A 16,955-nucleotide genomic window follows, 5' to 3' on the forward strand; every position below is an offset into this window, starting at 1 on the left:
GCGGCGCGTCGCAAAGGCGCACCGCGCCGGGCGGCCACGGCACCGGCCGGGCGGCGGGCACGGCGGGGTCAGTGGCCGGCCTGCTGCCAGGTGCGGCCGGTGCCCATGGCGACCTCCAGCGGGGCGCGCAGCTCATAGGCGCCCGTCATCTGCTCCCTGACCAGTTCCTTGAGCTCCTCCAGCTCCCCGGGGGCGACCTCGAAGACCAGCTCGTCGTGGACCTGCAGCAGCATCCGGGAGGCCAGGCCGCGTTCCCGCAGGGCCCGGTCGACCCGCAGCGAGGCGACCTTGATGATGTCGGCGGCCGACCCCTGGATGGGGGCGTTGAGCGCCATCCGCTCGGCCATCTCCCGGCGCTGCCGGTTGTCGGAGGTCAGGTCGGGCAGGTAGCGGCGGCGGCCCAAGATGGTCTCGGTGTAACCGTCCTGCCGGGCCCGGCGGACCACCCCCTGCAGGTAGTCGCGCACCCCGCCGAACTGCTGGAAGTACTCCTCCATCAGCACCCGCGCCTCGTCGGGGGTGATGCCCAGCTGGGAGGCCAGCCCGAACGGCGACAGGCCGTAGGCCAGCCCGTAGTTCATCGCCTTGATCCGGGCCCGCAGCTCCCCGTCGATCTGCTCGGGCGGCAGCCCGAACACCCGCGAGGCGGTGATGGTGTGGAAGTCCGCGCCCGAGGTGAACGCCTCGATCAGCGCCTCATCGCCGGACAGGTGCGCCATGATGCGCAGCTCGATCTGGCTGTAGTCGGCCGTCAGCAGGCACTCATACCCCTCCCCGACCACGAACCCCTCCCGGATCTGCCGGCCCTCGGCGGTGCGGATCGGGATGTTCTGCAGGTTCGGGTCGGTGGACGACAGCCGGCCGGTGGCGGCGACCATCTGGTTGAAGGTGGTGTGGATGCGGCCGTCCTCGGCGGCCATCGGGATCAGGGAGTCGACGATGCTCTTCAGCTTGGCGACCTCCCGCCACCGCAGGATGTGCTCCAGCACCGGGTGGTCGCTTTTGGCCCGCAGGCTGTTGAGCGCCTCCGAATCGGTGGTGTACCCGGTCTTGGTGCGCTTGGTCTTGGGCAGCCCCAGCTCCTCGAACAGCACCTGCTGCACCTGCTTGGGCGAGCCCAGGTTGAACTCGTGCCCCACGGCGGCGTGCGCCTGCTGCTCGGTGTCCTTGGCCTGGCCGCCCAGCGAGGCCGACAGCTGGATGAAATGGTCGACGTCCACCGCGATGCCGGCCCGTTCCATGGCGGCCAGCACCCCGGTCAGCGGCAGCTCCACCTCGTGCAGCAGCCGGGCGGCGCCGCGCCGCTCCAGATCGCGGTCCAGCGCCTCGGCCAGCTCCAGCACGGCGCGGGCCCGCACCGCCAGCTCCCGGGCGGCGTCGTCGTCGGCGATGCCGTCGATGGTCAGCTGCCCGCCGGGCTCGGCGTGCTCGCGCAGCTCCTTGTGCAGGTAGCGCAGCACCAGGTCGCCCAGGTCGAAGGTGCGCTGGCCGGGCAGCGCCAGGTAGGCGGCCAACGCGGTGTCGCTGGTCACCCCGGCCAGCGTCATGCCGCGGGCGGCCAGCGCCAGCATCGGGCCCTTGGCGTCGTGGATCGCCTTGGGCCGGTGCGGGTCGGCCAGCCACTCGGCCAGCGCCCGCTCGTCGGCCTCTCCCAGCTCGGCCGGCTCCACGTAGACGGCCGCCCCGGAGGCGGTGGCCACGGCCAGGGCGTCCACCTCGCCGGTGCCGCGGCCCCAGCGGCCGGTGACGGCCAGCCCGACCCGCTCCCCCGCCCGGCCGGCGTGCTCGGCCAGCCAGGCCGCCAGCGCGCCCGGCTCCAGGCGGGTCAGCTCGACCGCGAAACCCTCCTCGGCCTCCGGCTCCACCGCCGACAGCGTCGCATACAGCCGTTCCCGCAGCACCCGGAACTGCAGGGTGTCGAACAGGGTGTGGATCTCCTCCCGGTCCCACTGCCCCAGCCGCAGCTGCGCCGGCCCCACCTCCAGCGGGACCGCGCAGTCCAGCTTGTTGATCTGGTGGTTGCGCAGCACCTGCGGCAGATGCTCGCGCAGCGCCGCGCCCGCCTTGCCCTTGAGCTTGTCGGCGTTGCGCACCAGGCCGTCCAGGTCGCCGTACTGCGTCAGCCACTTGGCGGCGGTCTTGGGCCCCACCCCCGGCACCCCGGGCAGGTTGTCGCTGGTCTCCCCCACCAGCGCGGCCAGCTCCCGGTAGCGCTCGGGCGGCACCCCGTACTTCTCGGCGACCTTCGCCGGGTCATAGCGCACCAGCTCGGAGACCCCCCGCACCGGGTACAGCACCGTGACGTGCTCGTTCACCAGCTGGAAGGCGTCCCGGTCACCGGTGACCACCAGCGTCTGCATGCCCTGGGCGGACGCCTGGGAGGCCAGCGTGGCGATGATGTCGTCGGCCTCATAGCCGGGCACCGACAGGCGGGGAATGCGCAGCGCGTCCAGCACCTCGAAGATCAAGCTGACCTGGCTGCGGAACTCATCGGGCGCCTTGGCCCGGCCCGCCTTGTAGTCGGCGTACTGCTCGTGCCGGAAGGTCGGCTCCGAACGATCGAAGGCCACCGCCACGTGCGTGGGCTGCTCATCGCGCAGCACGTTGATGAGCATCGACGTGAAGCCGTAGACCGCGTTGGTGGGCTGGCCGTCGGTGGTCGAGAAGTTCTCCACCGGCAGCGCGAAGAACGCCCGGTAGGCCAGGGAATGCCCGTCCAGCAGCAGGAGCCGGCCGCCCTCGCCGGCGCCGCGATCGGCGTTGTCAGGGGTCGGTGCTGTCGTCTCCACGGATTGAGCCTAGCCTTCCGTTACGACACTTTGAGGGAGGCATGCGTGATCGACCAGGGCAGTGCGACCCCCGGCGGCATCAGCGGGGAGGACCGCAACCGGCTCATCGAGACGTTCGGCGGCATACCCAGAGGCGACCTGGGCACCACCATGGGCATCGAACTGCTGGAGGCCAGCGCCGAACGCGTGGTGGGACGGATGCCCGTCAAAGGCAACACCCAGCCCTACGGACTGCTGCACGGCGGAGCGTCCTGCGTGCTGGCCGAATCCCTGGGCTCCACCGGGGCGGCCCTGCACGCCGGGCCGGGACGGATCGCGGTCGGCGTGGAGATCAACGCCACCCACCACCGGTCGGTCACCGAAGGCCACGTCACCGGTGTCGCCACCCGGGTGCACGGCGGCCGGACGCTGGCCACCTACGACATCGTCATCACCGACGATCAGGACCGGCGGGTCTGCACCGCCCGCCTGACCTGCATGCTGCGCGACGCACCCGCCCAGTGAAAACCCGGCGGAAGAACGGCCCGCACGGCACCGACCCGCCGAGCCGTGCGGGCCGGGCGGGGCCGTAAAAGGCCCGCCGCGCCGGGCGGATACCGCCGCATCCCGCTCACCGCGAACAAAACATCCTTTGCAAGCAGGCCCCATGCGTCGCTAGCGTTGCCCCACAGGGGCCGGGGCCGCTGAGTAGACAACGTACGTCCGGGGAAGGGGTGTACGGCCCCAAAGGCGGCCCCGGTACCCGCCCGGTTGCGGTTGGGTTGCGATTAACGGCGACCCGCCCCACCACCCCCACGGCGCCGCCTACCGTCACGCCATGCGCCCACTCGCGCCGGCGGCCGGCCTGCTGCTCGCCGCGTCCCTGCTTCCGGCATGCTCGGCGAGCCCCGCCGGGCCGCAGCCCGCCGCCCCCACCTACCGCCTCCCGCCGCGCACCGTCCGGCCCGGCGAACAGGCCGTCCAGCCCGCCTACGCCGCCTCCGGCGACGTCTCCTTCACCGTGATCGGGCTGACCACCGGCATGCCGGAACTGGTCGGCAGCCACGCCGACATCCCCGCCAAAGGACGCTTCGTGCGCATCCGCGTCATCGTCGCCAACACCGGCCGCAACACCGTCAGCATCCGCACCGCCCGGCAACGCCTCATCGACGACCACGGCCGCGTCTACGCCCCCGACCACAACGCCATGCTCATCAAACGGCAACCGGACGAACTGCGCCTCGGCTCGGCCATGCGCATCGAATTCGACCTGTGGTACGACATCCCCGCCACCGCCCGCCCCCGCGCCCTGCGCGTCAGCGGCGCCGCCGCCCTCACCGGCCGGCCGCCCGACGCCGACCTGCCCCTGCCCTCCTGAAAGCCGCACACACCAGTGGCCGCGGCCGAGGAGACCCCCGGCCGCGGCCACCGCGCATCCGCTCAGCCCTCCGACGCAGTCGGCGCCCCGGTGTCCAGATCACCGCCCAGATAAGCGGCCCGGACCTCCGGGTCGTCCAGCAGCTGCGCCGCCGGCGCGCTCTTGACCACCCGCCCCGTCTCCAGGACGTAGGCGCGGTCCGCCAGCTGCAGCGCCTGCTGGGCGTTCTGCTCCACCACCAGCACCGTCGTGCCCCGCCGGTTGATCTCCTTGATGATCTCGAAGATCTGCCGGATCAGCATCGGCGCCAGCCCCATCGACGGCTCATCCAGCAGCAGCACCTTCGGCCGGGCCATCAACGCCCGCCCGATCGCCAGCATCTGCTGCTCGCCGCCCGACATCGTCCCCCCGGGCTGCTTCTTGCGCTCGGCCAGCCGGGGGAACAGCTCATACACCTCGGCCAGGTCCTTGGACAGATCCCCCTTGCGGGCATAGGCGCCCATCAGGAGGTTCTCCTCGACCGTCATGCCCGGGAACACCCCGCGGCCCTCCGGGGCCTGCCCGATCCCGGCCAGCACCCGCTTGTGCCCCGGCATCCGGCTGATGTCCCGGCCCTCGAACAGCACCCGGCCCCGCGACAGCGGACGCAACCCCGAGATCGTCTTGAGCGTGGTGGTCTTGCCCGCCCCGTTCGCCCCGATCAAGGTGACGATCTCGCCCTGCTCCACCTGCAGGGACACGCCCTTGAGCGCAGCGATCTTGCCGTAGTGGACGTGAATGTCACAGACCTCAAGAAGCATCGGCCGGAGCCCCCAGGTACGCCTCGATGACCTTGGGATCGCGCTGCACGTCCTGCGGCAGGCCCTCGGCGATCTTCTGCCCGAAGTCCAGCACCGCGACCCGATCGCTGATCCCCATGACCAGGCTCATGTCGTGCTCGATGAGCAGCACCGTCCGTCCCGAATCCCGGATCCGGCCGATCAGCTCCTGCAGCCGCACCTTCTCCGCCGGGTTCATGCCCGCCGCCGGCTCGTCCAGCAACAGCAGCCGCGGATCGGTCGCCAGCGCCCGCGCGATCTCCAGCCGCCGCTGATCACCGTAGGGCAGGTTCTTGGCCGGCTCGTCCATCCGGTGCGCCACGCCCACGAACTCCAGCAGCTCGCGAGCCTTGGCCCGGCCCTCGCGCTCCTCACGCCGATGCCACGGCAGCCCCAGCGCCGCCCCCATGAAGCCCGTCTTGTGGTGGGCGTCCGCCCCCACCAGCACGTTCTCCAGGACGGTCATGTTGTGGAACAGCCGGATGTTCTGGAACGTCCGGGCCACGCCCCGCTTGGTGATCGCGAACCGCTTCCTGCCGTTGATCCGCTCACCGCGCAGCAGCACCTGGCCCTCCGTGGGCCGGTACACCCCCGTGATCACATTGAACACGGTGGTCTTCCCCGCCCCGTTCGGGCCGATCAACGCGAAGATCTCACCCTCGCGGACGGTCAGATCCAGCCCGTTGATCGCCACCACGCCGCCGAACCGCATGGTGACCGACTGCATCTGCAGAACCGGCTGCGCTTCCCGCCCGGCAGGCGCGGAGACCCCGGCCGCCCCGGCGGCCTTCTCCTCGCTCACTTGCTCACCTCGACCTGGTCCGTGTCCGCGGCACCGGCCCCGGAAGCGGTGGGCACCTCCGCGCCCATGCTCCCCATGCCGCCGGTGCCCTCGGCCAGCTCCGCCTTACGCTGCCTGGACGGCAAGATCCCCTCCGGCCGCAGCGCCATCATCGCCACCAGCGCCGCACCGAAGATCAGCACCCGGTAGTCCTCCAGGCCCCGGAACCGCTCCGGCAGCCACGCCACCAGGAACGCCCCCAGCATCACGCCCGGGATGTTGCCCGAACCGCCCAGCACCACCGCCGCCAGGATCGTCGCCGACAGGATGAACGGGAAGTTGTTGGGAATGATGGAGATCACCTTGGAGGCCCACACCACTCCCGTCGCACCGCCGATCGCCGCGCCGATCGCGAACGCCGCCAGCTTGAACCGGAACGTGGGCACGCCCATCAGCTCCGCGGCGTCCTCATCCTCCCGGATCGCCGCCCACGCCCGGCCCACCCGGCTCTTCTCCAGCCGCTTGGCGAAGATGATCGTCAGCACGATCAGCGCCACCAGCAGGTAGTAGTACGGCCGCGGGTCCAGCACCCCGTACTTCAGCGGCTGAACCCCGAAGATCTCCACCTCCGACAGCGACGGCGGGTGCGGAATCCCCGCGATCCCCCGCGGGCCGTTGACGTACTCGCTGTTGTTGGCGGTGATCCGGACGATCTCACCGAACCCCAGCGTCACGATCGCCAGATAGTCCCCGCGCAGCCGCAGCGTCGGAGCCCCCAGGATCAACCCCGAGATCGCCGACAGCACCACGCCGACGATGAGGATCTCCCAGAAGTTCCAGCCGTACTTCGTCCCGAAGATCGCCATCGTGTAGCCGCCGACCGCGAAGAAGGCCACATAGCCCAGGTCCAGCAGCCCGGCCTGGCCCACCACGATGTTCAGCCCGATCGCCAGCAGGATGAACACCCCGATCGGGTAGAACAGCACCGTCGCCCAGTCCGAGTGCGGACTCATCACCCGGCCGATCGGCTCCATCGGCAGGATCAGCGCACCCGCGATCAGCAGCAGATACACCGTCCACCGGGCATACCCCGGCGCCGTGGCCCACCACTCACGCGGCCACTCCACAAGCCGCCCAACGGCCGCCTTGCCGTTGCCGATGCCGTTGCTCACGCTCTTGCTGATGCCGTTGCTGCTCATGCGCGCGCCTGCTGAAGAGATTCACCGAGAATGCCGGTGGGACGGAACATCAGGACCAGGATCAAGATCACGAACGCGACCACGTCCTTCCAGGCGGAACCGAACACCATCGAGCCGTACATCTCCAGCAGCCCCAGCACGAAGCCGCCGGTCAACGCGCCCCGGATGTTGCCGATACCGCCCAGCACCGCCGCCGTGAACGCCTTGATGCCCAACAGGAAACCCACCATGAAGAAGGTCTCCTCGAACCGCAGCACATACAGCGCCGCCGCCACGCCGGCCATCGCACCGCCGATCGCGAACGTCGCCGTCACGATCCGGTCGATGTTCACGCCCATCAGCACGGCCGTCTCCGGATCCTGCGCCGTCGACCGGATCCCCCGGCCCAGCTTCGTCCGGTTCACGAACTGATCCAGCACCACCATCATCAAGATGGCCGCGATGAACACGATCAGCTTGTCGTTGGCCACGCCGACCCCGCCGATCGAAAAGACGTCATGCCGGTCCACGAAGTGCTGCTCCGGCTGCACCGGCAGACGGCCGCCCTCCTTCGGCTTGTCGAAAAGCCAGGGAATCACGAACAGCGCGAAGAACTGCTGCAGAAACAAAGAGGCGCCGATCGCAGAGATCAGCGCCGCCAGCCGCGAGGCACCGTGCTTGCGCAACGGACGGTAGGCCACGAACTCCAACGCCATCGCACCGGCGCCGGAGGCCACCATCGCCACCGCGGCCATCAGCAGCACGATCCCCAGCAGCGCGACCCCGCTCAACGGAGCCGACGGCGCCACCGCGTTCACCACCACCAGGCTGGCGCACGTGCCGATCAGGAAGATCTCCGAATGGGCGAAATTGATCAGCCGCAGCACCCCGTACACCATCGTGTACCCCAGTGCCACCAGCGCGTAAATCGCCCCGAGCGACAGCCCGTCGACCGTGTTGATCAGAAGATTATCGAGCACTTTTGGTCGCCTTCGTCAAGGAGCGGGAGCGCTGTGGCGCTCCCGCTCCTGCGCACTCACCAAGAACGTCGTACTACGCCGACGCCCTACTGGAGCTTGGCCTCCGAAGCCTTGCCCAGCAGCGGCAGCTCCTTGCCCTCGACGCGGTAGATGTAGACGTCACCGCCGGCCGGCTCGCCCTTGTCGTCGAACTTGATCTGCTTGGACACACCCGGCACGTCGATCGTCTTCAGGAACTCGTTGATCGCCTCCGTGGTGGTGTTACCGGCCTTGATCGCCTCGATGAACGCCGTGGCCGCGTCGTAACCCTCCGCCGCGTAAATCGCCGGCTCGGAGTTGTACTTGGCCTTGTACGCCTCGGCGAACTTCTTGCTCGCCGGGCTCGACTCACCCGTCGGGTCGATCAGGCACGGGCAGCTCACCACGGTGTTCACCGCGTTCTTCTCACCCGCACCCTCGATCAGGCCCTTGTCCAGCGAGCCGTCACCGGAGGCGAACAGCGCGTCCACGCCGTTCTCCCGCAGCTGCTTCAGCAGCCGGCCGCCCTGCGCGTAGTAGCCGCCGTAGAAGATCGCGTCCGGCTTGAAGGCCTTGGCCTTGTTCACCGTGGAGGAGTAGTCAGAGGCCCGCGGGTCGACCACGTCCTGCTCGACGGTGACGCCCTTCTCCTTCAGGCCCTTGGTCACGTAGTCGGCCAGGCCCTTGCTGTAGTCCTCGTTGTCGTGCGCCACGAAGACCTTCTTGGCCTTGGCCTCCCGGACCAGGAACTCGGCCACGCCCGTGCCCTGCATCGAGTCGTTGCCGACCACCCGGTGCCAGTACTTCCAGCCCTTCTCGCCCAGCGTCACGTTCGTCGCCGACGCCGAGATGTTGGGGATCTTCCCCTCCTCCAGCACCGGCACCGCCTGCTGCGACTCGCCCGAGAAGGCCGGGCCGATCAGACCCACGATGTTGTCGCTCTTGATCGCCGACTGCACCAGGCTGGTGGCCTGATCCGGCTGCCCCTGGCTGTCGTAGGTCTTCAGAACGATCTTGACCTTCGGATTCGTGGCGTTGTACTCGTCGATCGCCAGCTGCGCACCCTGCTTGGGCGGAATGACGATGCCCGAGTTCTCACCGGTCAGGTCACCCAGAAAACCGATGGTGACGCTGTTGCCGTCACCGCCCGACCCGCCGTCGTCACCGCCACAGGCGGCCGCGCTCAACGCGAGCACCGCGCTCAGCGCCATGGCGCCGGTAACCCTCATCATGTTGCGCCGCAAGGTGCCAACCTTTCAATCGGACCCCGTCAGGGATCGGCTGCAAGTGAACCCCGTGACACCCTCACCTCACCTGCCACAACCGGCAGAACAGGTGAAGGCCAGGAACGTAGTACACCGGCGACCCCACAAAGATCAGCACCCCCTCGCGGAAGGGTTACTGGTTCGTTACACCTCCGTGCTCAGGCACTACCCGTCGGTAAATAAGACCGTTACGTTCCGTTAGCGGACCTTGTCACGACGACCCGCCCGACCCGCGCTCCTTGCCCCGATCGCGCTCCACCTGCAGATCACGGCCCAGCGCCCCCGACAGCACCGCATCCGCCACCGCACGCATCGTCAAACGCCGGTCCATCGACGTCTTTTGAATCCACCGGAACGCCTGCGGCTCCGTCCAGCCGTTGAGCTCCTGCAGCAGCCCTTTGGCGCGGTCCACCACCTTGCGCGTCTCCAGCCGCTCGGTCAGCGTGCTGACCTCCGCCTCCAGCGCCCGGATCTGCTCATACCGGCTCACCGCCATCTCGATCGCCGGCGTCAGGTCCGACTTGGTGAACGGCTTGACCAGGTAAGCCATGGCCCCCGCCTCCGTGGCCCGCCGCACCAGCTCGCGCTGGGAGAAAGCAGTCAAGATCACCACAGGGGCCAGCCGCGCCGCGCTGATCCGCTCGGCCGCCGAGATGCCGTCCAGCACCGGCATCTTCACGTCCAGGATCACCAGATCGGGCTTGAGCTCGGTGGCCAGCCGCACCGCCGCCTCGCCGTCCCCCGCCTCGCCGACGACCTCATAGCCGTCTTCCTGCAGCATCTCCTTGAGGTCCAGCCTGATCAGGGCCTCGTCTTCTGCGATCACAACTCGTCGGGCGCTCTCGGTCACGCGCATGAGACTACCTGGACGCGCTATCCTGGCGTGAGGTTGGGTCCGCTCAACCGTCCGGTAGGATCGGCCTCATAAGCTTAAAGCCCCGATAGGCCAATCGGTAGAGCCGGCGGCCTCAAAAGCCGTTCAGTGTGGGTTCGAATCCCACTCGGGGCACATTGATGTAACCACCGCCGATATCGGCGGTGGTTTTTGTTTTTCCCTGAGACAATCTCGGCATGTACGACGTCGCAACGCGCAGGAGCGCACTCAAGCTCCTCCAGGACGGATTCACCGTCTCTGAAGTGAGCCGTCGTATCGGAGTTTCACGCGCAGCGGTGAAGGAATGGCGTGACGACCCCGCAAAGGCGTTGACCGCGCAGGCCGGCTCGCGCTGCCCCCGCTGCGCGGAAACCCCTTCCCTGCCCGAGCCCGGTCCTGACTACGCATACCTTCTCGGGCTGTATCTGGGCGACGGCTGCATCACCCCCGTCGGAGATCCCGCCAAGTCCGTCTGGGCTCTGCGCATCATGTGCGCGGACACCTGGCCCGGCCTGATCACCGAGTGCGAGAACGCGGTCCGTTCGATCCGGCCGGGCAACAAGGTCCGGCGCATCCCCTGCACCGGCTGCACCGAGGTCAAGAGCATGTCCCGGCATTGGCCCTGTCTCTTCCCGCAGCACGGCCCGGGCAAGAAGCACCTGCGCCGGATCCGGCTCACCGCCTGGCAGCAGCAGATCGTGGACGAGCACACGGAGCGATTCATCCGAGGTCTGCTGCATTCGGACGGTTGCCGTCTGACCAATAAAATCCGCAGGAGGCTTCCGTCCGGAGAACGCCGGTACGAATACCCCCGCTACCTGTTCACCAACGAATCGCAGGACATCCTGCAGATCTTGGGCGCCGCTCTGGACCGGCTCGGGATCGCATGGCGCTACAGCAAGCGCAACACCATCTCGATCGCCAAGAAGGACGCCGTGGCGCGGCTGGATGAGTTCGTGGGTCCGAAGTACTGAGTTTTTCCGGGGGGCAAGAGCACATCCCCCAAGAGCCGTCGTCAACAGCCCTTGAAAATCTCGGGCCGGGCGGGCCCGGTGGCCAGTGCCCGTGTCCGACGACGTTCACCCGGGCCGGCGCCGGCTTGCGTCTTTGTGAGCGTCACCACGCATCGGCGAGCCTTGCACGGCCGCTTCGGTGGAACGTCTCATGCGGCATCACGCGCCGGGAAAACCGTGGTGGGCCTTCTCCCCTCCTTCAGAGCGGTGATCGCGCCGTCCGCCGGCTCCCGGAGCCGGACCTGCGGCATCGCCTCAGGCCCTGTGGCGGGCCATGCCCGGTGACGAGGTGCGTTGCGGTTCAGGCGCGTGCGCGGTGGCGGGGCGCTCCACCGCGTACGCGCCTGTTTCGGCTCCGGCCGGTGGGAGGCCGGGCACGCTCGGGAAACGCCGGTTCCGGGCGTGCGGGGTCAGTGGCGCATGCCGATGGCGTCGCCGATGCGGTGGACGCGCAGGGCGTTGGTGGAGCCGGGGGTGCCGGGGGGCGAGCCGGCGACGATGACGACGCGGTCGCCCTTTTGGCAGCGGCCGATTTCGAGCAGGGCCTGGTCGACCTGGCGGACCATGTCGTCGGTGTGGTCGACATGGGGGACGATGAAGGTCTCCACGCCCCAGACCAGGGAGAGCTGGCTGCGGGTGGCCTGAACGGTGGTGAAGGCCAGCAACGGGATGGGTGAGCGGTAGCGGGCCAGGCGGCGGGCGGTCTCCCCGGACATGGTGAAGGCGACCAGGGCCTTGGCTCCGACGATGGCGCCGACTTCGGCGGCGGCGCGGGCGATGGCGCCGCCGACGGTTTCGGGCTTGCGGTCCAGGGAGTGGACGGCGCGCAGGGTGTCGCGTTCGGTGGCGATGGCGATGCGGCTCATGGTCTGGACCGCTTCGACGGGGTATTGGCCGACGCTGGTCTCGCCGGAGAGCATGACGGCGTCGGCGCCCTCGTAGATGGCGTTGGCGACGTCGGAGGCCTCGGCGCGGGTGGGGCGGGGGGAGGAGATCATGGATTCGAGCATCTGGGTGGCCACGATGACGGGGCGGGCCTTTTCGCGGCACAGCTCGATGGCTCGTTTCTGGACGATGGGGACTTGTTCGAGGGGCAGTTCGACGCCGAGGTCCCCGCGGGCGACCATGATGCCGTCGAAGGCGGCGACGATTTCGGGGAGCGCCTCGACGGCCTGGGGTTTTTCGATTTTGGCGATGAGGGGGACGCGGACGCCCTCCTCTTCCATGATGCGGTAGCAGACTTCGGCGTCGGCGGGGCTGCGGACGAAGGACAGGGCGATCATGTCGATGCCCAGGCGCAGCGCCCAGCGCAGGTCTGCTTCGTCTTTTTCGGTGAGGGCGGGGACGCTGACGGGGACGCCGGGAAGGTTGAGTCCTTTGTTGTCGGACAGGACGCCGCCGACCATGACGCGGGTGTGGACGCGGGGGCCGTCGACGTCGGTGACGGCGAGGGCGATGCGGCCGTCGTCGATGAGGATGGTGTCGCCGACGGTGACGTCGCCGGGGAGTCCCTTGTAGGAGGTGGAGACCTGCTTGTGGTTGCCGGGGACGTCCTCGGTGGTGATGGTGAACTCGTCGTCGAAGGAGAGGCGGACGGGGCCCTCGGCGAAGCGGCCGATGCGGATCTTGGGTCCTTGCAGGTCGGCGAGGATGCCCACGCCGTGTCCGGTGGCGTCGGAGGCGGCGCGGATGCGGTGGTAGACGGCCTCGTGGGTGGCGTGGTCGCCGTGGCTCATGTTGAGGCGGGCGACGTCGATGCCGGCTTTGACGAGGGCGTAGATCTGTTCCTCGCTGGAGCAGGCCGGTCCGATGGTACTGACTATCTTCGCTCGACGGTTCACGGACACAACCCTAGGTTGTTACTGGTTGGTAAGGGGCGTTCATGCAGGACACCGTCTTCGAAGATTCACCGATTGGTCTAGCCCTGGGGTCTAGACCAATCGGTGGGCGGGCGCGGGGGCGCGCAGGGTCTCCACGAGGGCCCGGCAGAAGGCTTTCAGGTCGCCTGGGCCGCGGCTGGTGATGAGGGTGTTGGGGCCGTTGCGGCAGCTGACGACCTGCCGGTCGGTCCAGGTGGCGCCGGCGTTGCGCAGGTCGGTGCGGAGGCTGGGCCAGGAGGTGAGGGTGCGGCCGCGCACGACGCCGGCTTCGATGAGGGTCCAGGGGCCGTGGCAGATGGCGGCGACGGGTTTGCCGGCGTCGAAGAAGGCTTTGGTGAAGGCGACCGCGGCGGGGACGGTGCGCAGGTAGTCGGGGCCGGCGACGCCGCCGGGGAGGACGAGGGCGTCGAATTCGCCGGCTTTCGAGACGGTGACGGTGGTGTCGACGGCGAAGGTGCCGTCTCTGTCGAGGTGGTTGAAGGCCTGGATGCGCCCGGATTGGGTGGACACCAGGAGGGCCGTGCCGCCGGCGTCTTCGATGGCCCGCCGCGGTTCGGTGAGTTCGATTTGCTCGGTGCCCTCGGGGGCGACGAGGAGGGCGACGGTCTTGCCGTGCAGTTCGGCGGTCATCTGGGGCCTCCTTGATGGTGGGTGTCGTCGGTCTCTGTGCGCAGTGCCCGTAGCGGGTGGCGGTATGCATGGGGGCGGCGACGGGTTCGGGCCCTGCCGGGGACCGGTGTGCTCGCGGACGTGTGATCGTGCCGTTGAGGTGGCCGGCCGTCGGGCCGGGATGGTGCCCGGTGTTCCGTCGATGCGGGAAGAGACAGGCGAGCGCCGCGGGGCGCCGGACGGCCGGTTCGGTGGATGCACCGCATCATGAAGGCGACCGCGTGAGGGGGCGCGTCGCACTGTCCACGGGAGCCAGGCACCCGGTTCGGATGCGGACGGGGCGGCCGTTGGGATTCGTCCGCGCCTTGTGCCGGGGTCTTTGAAAGACGCGTCCAGGCCGGCCGGTGGGTGGGGGCGGCCGGGCCTGTGAGGGGCGAGGTCAGCGCAGGGGCGTCAGGGGGATGACGTCGGCCTCGGCGGGCGGGGCCGGTGGTTCGTCGTGGTCGTGGGGCGGTGAGCGGGCGAGCCAGGCGTGCAGGGCCATTTCCAGTTCGAGGCGGCGTTCGGGGTCGTGGAGGATGTCGCCGAACAGGTCGTGGAGCTGGTGGAGGCGGTAGCGGACGGTTTGGGGGTGCACTTGGAGGCGGGCGGCGACTTCGGTGGCGTTGAAGCCGCAGCGCAGGCACTCCAGGAGGGTGCGGGCCAGGCGGACGCGCTGGGAGGGGCGGACGGACTGCAGGGGTTTGAGGCGGTGGGCGGCGACCAGCAGGACCAGTTCCCGGCTGCGCATGATGGTCAGGACGGGCATGTGGTCGGCGGCGATGACGAGGTCGTCGGCGGGGAGCAGGCCGCGGCGGGCGAGGGCGAGCGCTTCGCGGGCCCAGTGCAGGGAGCGGGCGGTGTGGGAGGGGTCGGCCATGGGGTCGACGGTGGGGCCGACGGCGGCGACCCAGTCGCGCAGCGCGGTGGCGAGCATGGCGCGGCGGCCGGGTCCATCGGGGTCGGGGACGATGGCGCACGGGTCGCTGCGGTCGATGTCGACCAGGACGTCGGGGGGCAGGGCGGGTGGGCGGAAGGGGCTTTGGCCGCGTTCGTGGAAGGCGACGACGCACAGGGTGCGGGGGACGGGCCAGTGGGCCAGGCGGGCCAGGTCGGTGACGGCCTGGGGGGATGCGGTGCCGGTGAGCAGTAGTTCGATGAGGCGGCGGCGGCGTTTGTGGAGTTCCCCGGCGGCGCGGGCGGTGGCCTCGGTGTGGCCGCGCACGGCGGCGGCCGAGAGGATCTCCAGGTAGGCGAAGACGGCTTCGGCGAGGTGGCCGAGGGTCTGGCGGGAGATGTCGAGGCGGTCGGCGTGTTCGCCGAAGGTGCGGATGGCCATGCGGGCGCCCAGGCGCAGGGCGGTGTCCCAGGGGTCGAGGGTGCGGCCTTCTTTGGCTTCGCCGTAGCCGATTTCCCGGAAGAATTCGAGGGCCTCGTCCCAGGGGGTGTCGGGGTCGGCGATGAGGTCGATGAAGTGGCCGATGGCCTTTTCGACGGCGTCGCGGAGGACCTCGGCGTATTTGGGGTCGGCGGGGCGGGCGTATTCGGGGATCTGCCGGCGGATGGCGGCGACGGCCTCTGCTGCGACCGTGGGCACGAGCGGGCGGAATTCTTCGGCGATTCGGCGCGGCACGTTGCGCCATGGCTGCCTGTCGTCGGCAAGGTGCAGGGAGGCCATGTTGCTCACCCCCGAGTTCGGTGGGCCGGGTCAGGCACCGAACCGTACTCGGCCGTCGCCGGGAAGTGCCGTTCATGATCCCAAAGGTTTGGCGGTGGCGTTGTCAGTGCGGTGACAGATACGGCGGGCCGGCTTTTCCCTGGACATGGAACGGGCCGGACGGTCGCTGCGACCGTCCGGCCCGCGAATGCCGGCTGGGCGTGGGGTCAGGAAATGGGACGGGCGGTGGGCGGGATCGGGCGGGGCAGGGTGGTGCTGCCGGTGAGGTAGGCGTCGATCCCGCTGGCGGCGGAGCGTCCCTCGGCGATGGCCCACACGATGAGGGACTGGCCGCGGCCCATGTCGCCGGCGACGAAGACGCCTTCGACGTTGGTGGCGTAGTTGTCGTCGCGGGCGACGTTGCCGCGCTGGTCGAATTCCACGCCGAGCTGCTGAAGGAGGCCTTCGCGCTGGGGGCCGAGGAAGCCCATGGCGAGGGTGACCAGCTGGGCGGGGATTTCGCGTTCGGTGCCGGGGATGGGCTTGAAGCCGGTTTCGGGGCCTTCGACGCCGACGACCTTCAGCGCGCGGACGTGGCCGTGCTCGTCGCCGAGGAATTCGACGGTGGACAGGGCGTAGAGGCGCTGCCCGCCCATGTCGGCCAGTTCCTCGTGGGCGCTTTCGGTCTTGTAGAGGATCGGGTAGGTGGGCCAGGGCTGGTGCGGGGGCCGCTGCTCCGGCGGCTTGGGCATGATCTCCAGCTGGGTGACCGAGCGGGCGCCCTGGCGGATGGCGGTGCCGATGCAGTCGGCCCCGGTGTCGCCGCCGCCGATGACGACGACGTCCTTGCCGGCGGCGTTGATGAGCGGTTCGGTGCGGTCGCCCTCCTGGACGCGGTTGGCCTCCGGCAGGTACTCCATGGCCTGGTAGATGCCGGCCAGGTCGCGTCCGGGCACCGGCAGGTCGCGGCGGACGGTGGCGCCGCCGGCCAGCAGGATGGCGTCGTAGCGGGCGCGCAGTTCCTCGGCGGTGATGTCGACGCCGACTTCGACGGAGGTGACGAATTCGGTGCCTTCGGCGCGCATCTGGGCCAGCCGCCGGTCCAGGTGGCGCTTTTCCATCTTGAATTCGGGGATGCCGTAGCGCAGCAGCCCGCCGATGCGGTCGGCGCGCTCATAGACGGTGACGTCGTGGCCGGCGCGGGTGAGCTGCTGGGCGGCGGCCAGGCCGGCGGGGCCGGAGCCGACGATGGCGACCTTCTTGCCGGTCTTGACGGCGGGGGGCTTGGGGGTGACCCAGCCTTCTTCCCAGGCCCGGTCGATGATCTCGGCTTCGACGCGCTTGATGGTGACCGGGTCGGAGTTGATGCCGAGCACGCAGGCGGCCTCGCAGGGGGCGGGGCACAGCTTGCCGGTGAACTCGGGGAAGTTGTTGGTGGCGTGGAGCCGTTCGATGGCGTCCCGCCAGTCGCTGCGGTAGACCAGGTCGTTCCACTCGGGGATGAGGTTGCCCAGCGGGCAGCCCTGGTGGCAGAACGGGATGCCGCAGTCCATGCAGCGGCTGGCCTGCCGCTCCAGGCGGGCGCGGTCGAAGTCTTCGTAGACTTCGCGCCAGTTCTTGATGCGGACGTCCACGGGGCGGCGCTTGGGAAGCTCCCGCGGGACGGTCAGGAAACCCTTCGGGTCGGCCATGGGGGA

The 16,955-nt window shown here is 69.5% G+C and carries 14 protein-coding genes and 1 tRNA gene; 4 read left to right on the forward strand and 11 right to left on the reverse strand.

Going from position 1 to position 16,955, the window contains the following annotated elements; all coding sequences use genetic code 11:
- Window positions 1-68: 68 nt before the first annotated feature.
- A complete protein-coding gene (gene polA / locus BUE48_RS14080) occupies window positions 69-2,789 on the reverse strand; it encodes a DNA polymerase I (RefSeq protein ID WP_012853181.1) in 2,721 nt (906 codons plus the stop codon).
- 105 nt (window positions 2,790-2,894) lie between these two features.
- Between polA and BUE48_RS14085 the strand changes: the two genes are divergently transcribed.
- A complete protein-coding gene (locus tag BUE48_RS14085) occupies window positions 2,895-3,293 on the forward strand; it encodes a PaaI family thioesterase (protein WP_052305680.1) in 399 nt (132 codons plus the stop codon).
- 313 nt (window positions 3,294-3,606) lie between these two features.
- On the forward strand, window positions 3,607-4,146 hold the full coding sequence (locus BUE48_RS14090) for a DUF4352 domain-containing protein (protein ID WP_012853183.1): 540 nt from the start codon (window positions 3,607-3,609) through the stop codon (window positions 4,144-4,146).
- A 62-nt stretch (window positions 4,147-4,208) separates the two neighbouring features.
- On the opposite strand, the gene BUE48_RS14095 is transcribed toward BUE48_RS14090, so the two are convergent.
- The 6 genes from BUE48_RS14095 to BUE48_RS14120 all read right to left on the reverse strand — a co-directional run bounded on the left by BUE48_RS14095 (window position 4,209) and on the right by BUE48_RS14120 (window position 10,042).
- On the reverse strand, window positions 4,209-4,946 hold the full coding sequence (locus tag BUE48_RS14095; protein WP_012853184.1) for an ABC transporter ATP-binding protein: 738 nt from the start codon (window positions 4,944-4,946) through the stop codon (window positions 4,209-4,211).
- Window positions 4,936-5,766: an ABC transporter ATP-binding protein gene (locus BUE48_RS14100; RefSeq protein WP_012853185.1), complete on the reverse strand. Its 831-nt coding sequence runs from the start codon at window positions 5,764-5,766 to the stop codon at window positions 4,936-4,938. Before BUE48_RS14100 ends, BUE48_RS14095 begins: the two co-directional genes overlap by 11 nt.
- Complete coding sequence (locus tag BUE48_RS14105) at window positions 5,763-6,944, reverse strand: branched-chain amino acid ABC transporter permease (protein ID WP_012853186.1); 1,182 nt, start codon at window positions 6,942-6,944, stop codon at window positions 5,763-5,765. Before BUE48_RS14105 ends, BUE48_RS14100 begins: the two co-directional genes overlap by 4 nt.
- Window positions 6,941-7,903: a branched-chain amino acid ABC transporter permease gene (locus BUE48_RS14110; RefSeq protein ID WP_012853187.1), complete on the reverse strand. Its 963-nt coding sequence runs from the start codon at window positions 7,901-7,903 to the stop codon at window positions 6,941-6,943. The genes BUE48_RS14105 and BUE48_RS14110 overlap by 4 nt, the downstream gene beginning before the upstream one ends.
- Before the next feature lie 86 nt (window positions 7,904-7,989).
- Entirely contained in the window at window positions 7,990-9,165 is a 1,176-nt protein-coding gene (locus BUE48_RS14115) for a branched-chain amino acid ABC transporter substrate-binding protein (RefSeq protein WP_148233025.1), read from the reverse strand.
- Between the two features lie 232 nt (window positions 9,166-9,397).
- Window positions 9,398-10,042, reverse strand: a complete 645-nt coding sequence (locus BUE48_RS14120) for an ANTAR domain-containing response regulator (protein WP_012853189.1) — start codon at window positions 10,040-10,042, stop codon at window positions 9,398-9,400.
- A gap of 79 nt (window positions 10,043-10,121) precedes the next feature.
- Between BUE48_RS14120 and BUE48_RS14125 the strand changes: the two genes are divergently transcribed.
- A tRNA-Leu gene (locus BUE48_RS14125) sits at window positions 10,122-10,195 on the forward strand.
- A gap of 62 nt (window positions 10,196-10,257) precedes the next feature.
- Window positions 10,258-11,034 carry a helix-turn-helix domain-containing protein gene (locus BUE48_RS14130; RefSeq protein ID WP_012853190.1) on the forward strand — a complete coding sequence of 259 codons (777 nt, stop codon included), beginning with the start codon at window positions 10,258-10,260 and terminating at the stop codon, window positions 11,032-11,034.
- Window positions 11,035-11,483: 449 nt separating this feature from the next.
- On the opposite strand, the gene pyk is transcribed toward BUE48_RS14130, so the two are convergent.
- The 4 genes from pyk to BUE48_RS14150 all read right to left on the reverse strand — a co-directional run bounded on the left by pyk (window position 11,484) and on the right by BUE48_RS14150 (window position 16,949).
- The gene (pyk, locus tag BUE48_RS14135; RefSeq protein ID WP_012853191.1) at window positions 11,484-12,914 is read right to left on the reverse strand and encodes a pyruvate kinase; all 1,431 of its coding nucleotides are present in this window, start codon (window positions 12,912-12,914) and stop codon (window positions 11,484-11,486) included.
- Between the two features lie 90 nt (window positions 12,915-13,004).
- Window positions 13,005-13,583, reverse strand: coding sequence for a type 1 glutamine amidotransferase domain-containing protein (locus BUE48_RS14140; protein ID WP_012853192.1), 579 nt, complete (start codon window positions 13,581-13,583; stop codon window positions 13,005-13,007).
- Between the two features lie 418 nt (window positions 13,584-14,001).
- Window positions 14,002-15,279 carry a PucR family transcriptional regulator gene (locus BUE48_RS14145; RefSeq protein WP_012853193.1) on the reverse strand — a complete coding sequence of 426 codons (1,278 nt, stop codon included), beginning with the start codon at window positions 15,277-15,279 and terminating at the stop codon, window positions 14,002-14,004.
- Between the two features lie 206 nt (window positions 15,280-15,485).
- Window positions 15,486-16,949, reverse strand: coding sequence for a glutamate synthase subunit beta (locus tag BUE48_RS14150; RefSeq protein ID WP_012853194.1), 1,464 nt, complete (start codon window positions 16,947-16,949; stop codon window positions 15,486-15,488).
- Window positions 16,950-16,955: the final 6 nt, after the last annotated feature.

The sequence above is a fragment of the Thermomonospora sp. CIF 1 genome (assembly GCF_001896795.1).
In the GTDB taxonomy this organism is placed as follows: domain Bacteria; phylum Actinomycetota; class Actinomycetes; order Streptosporangiales; family Streptosporangiaceae; genus Thermomonospora; species Thermomonospora curvata.

Bases quoted from the DNA above. Each gene is read 5' to 3' on its own strand.
- BUE48_RS14090 (WP_012853183.1), top strand. From the start codon at position 3,607: ATGCGCCCACTCGCGCCGGCGGCCGGCCTGCTGCTCGCCGCGTCCCTG.
- BUE48_RS14095 (WP_012853184.1), bottom strand. From the start codon at position 4,946: ATGCTTCTTGAGGTCTGTGACATTCACGTCCACTACGGCAAGATCGCT.
- BUE48_RS14140 (WP_012853192.1), bottom strand. From the start codon at position 13,583: ATGACCGCCGAACTGCACGGCAAGACCGTCGCCCTCCTCGTCGCCCCC.
- BUE48_RS14120 (WP_012853189.1), bottom strand. From the start codon at position 10,042: ATGCGCGTGACCGAGAGCGCCCGACGAGTTGTGATCGCAGAAGACGAG.
- BUE48_RS14150 (WP_012853194.1), bottom strand. From the start codon at position 16,949: ATGGCCGACCCGAAGGGTTTCCTGACCGTCCCGCGGGAGCTTCCCAAG.
- BUE48_RS14145 (WP_012853193.1), bottom strand. From the start codon at position 15,279: ATGGCCTCCCTGCACCTTGCCGACGACAGGCAGCCATGGCGCAACGTG.
- BUE48_RS14105 (WP_012853186.1), bottom strand. From the start codon at position 6,944: ATGAGCAGCAACGGCATCAGCAAGAGCGTGAGCAACGGCATCGGCAAC.
- BUE48_RS14130 (WP_012853190.1), top strand. From the start codon at position 10,258: ATGTACGACGTCGCAACGCGCAGGAGCGCACTCAAGCTCCTCCAGGAC.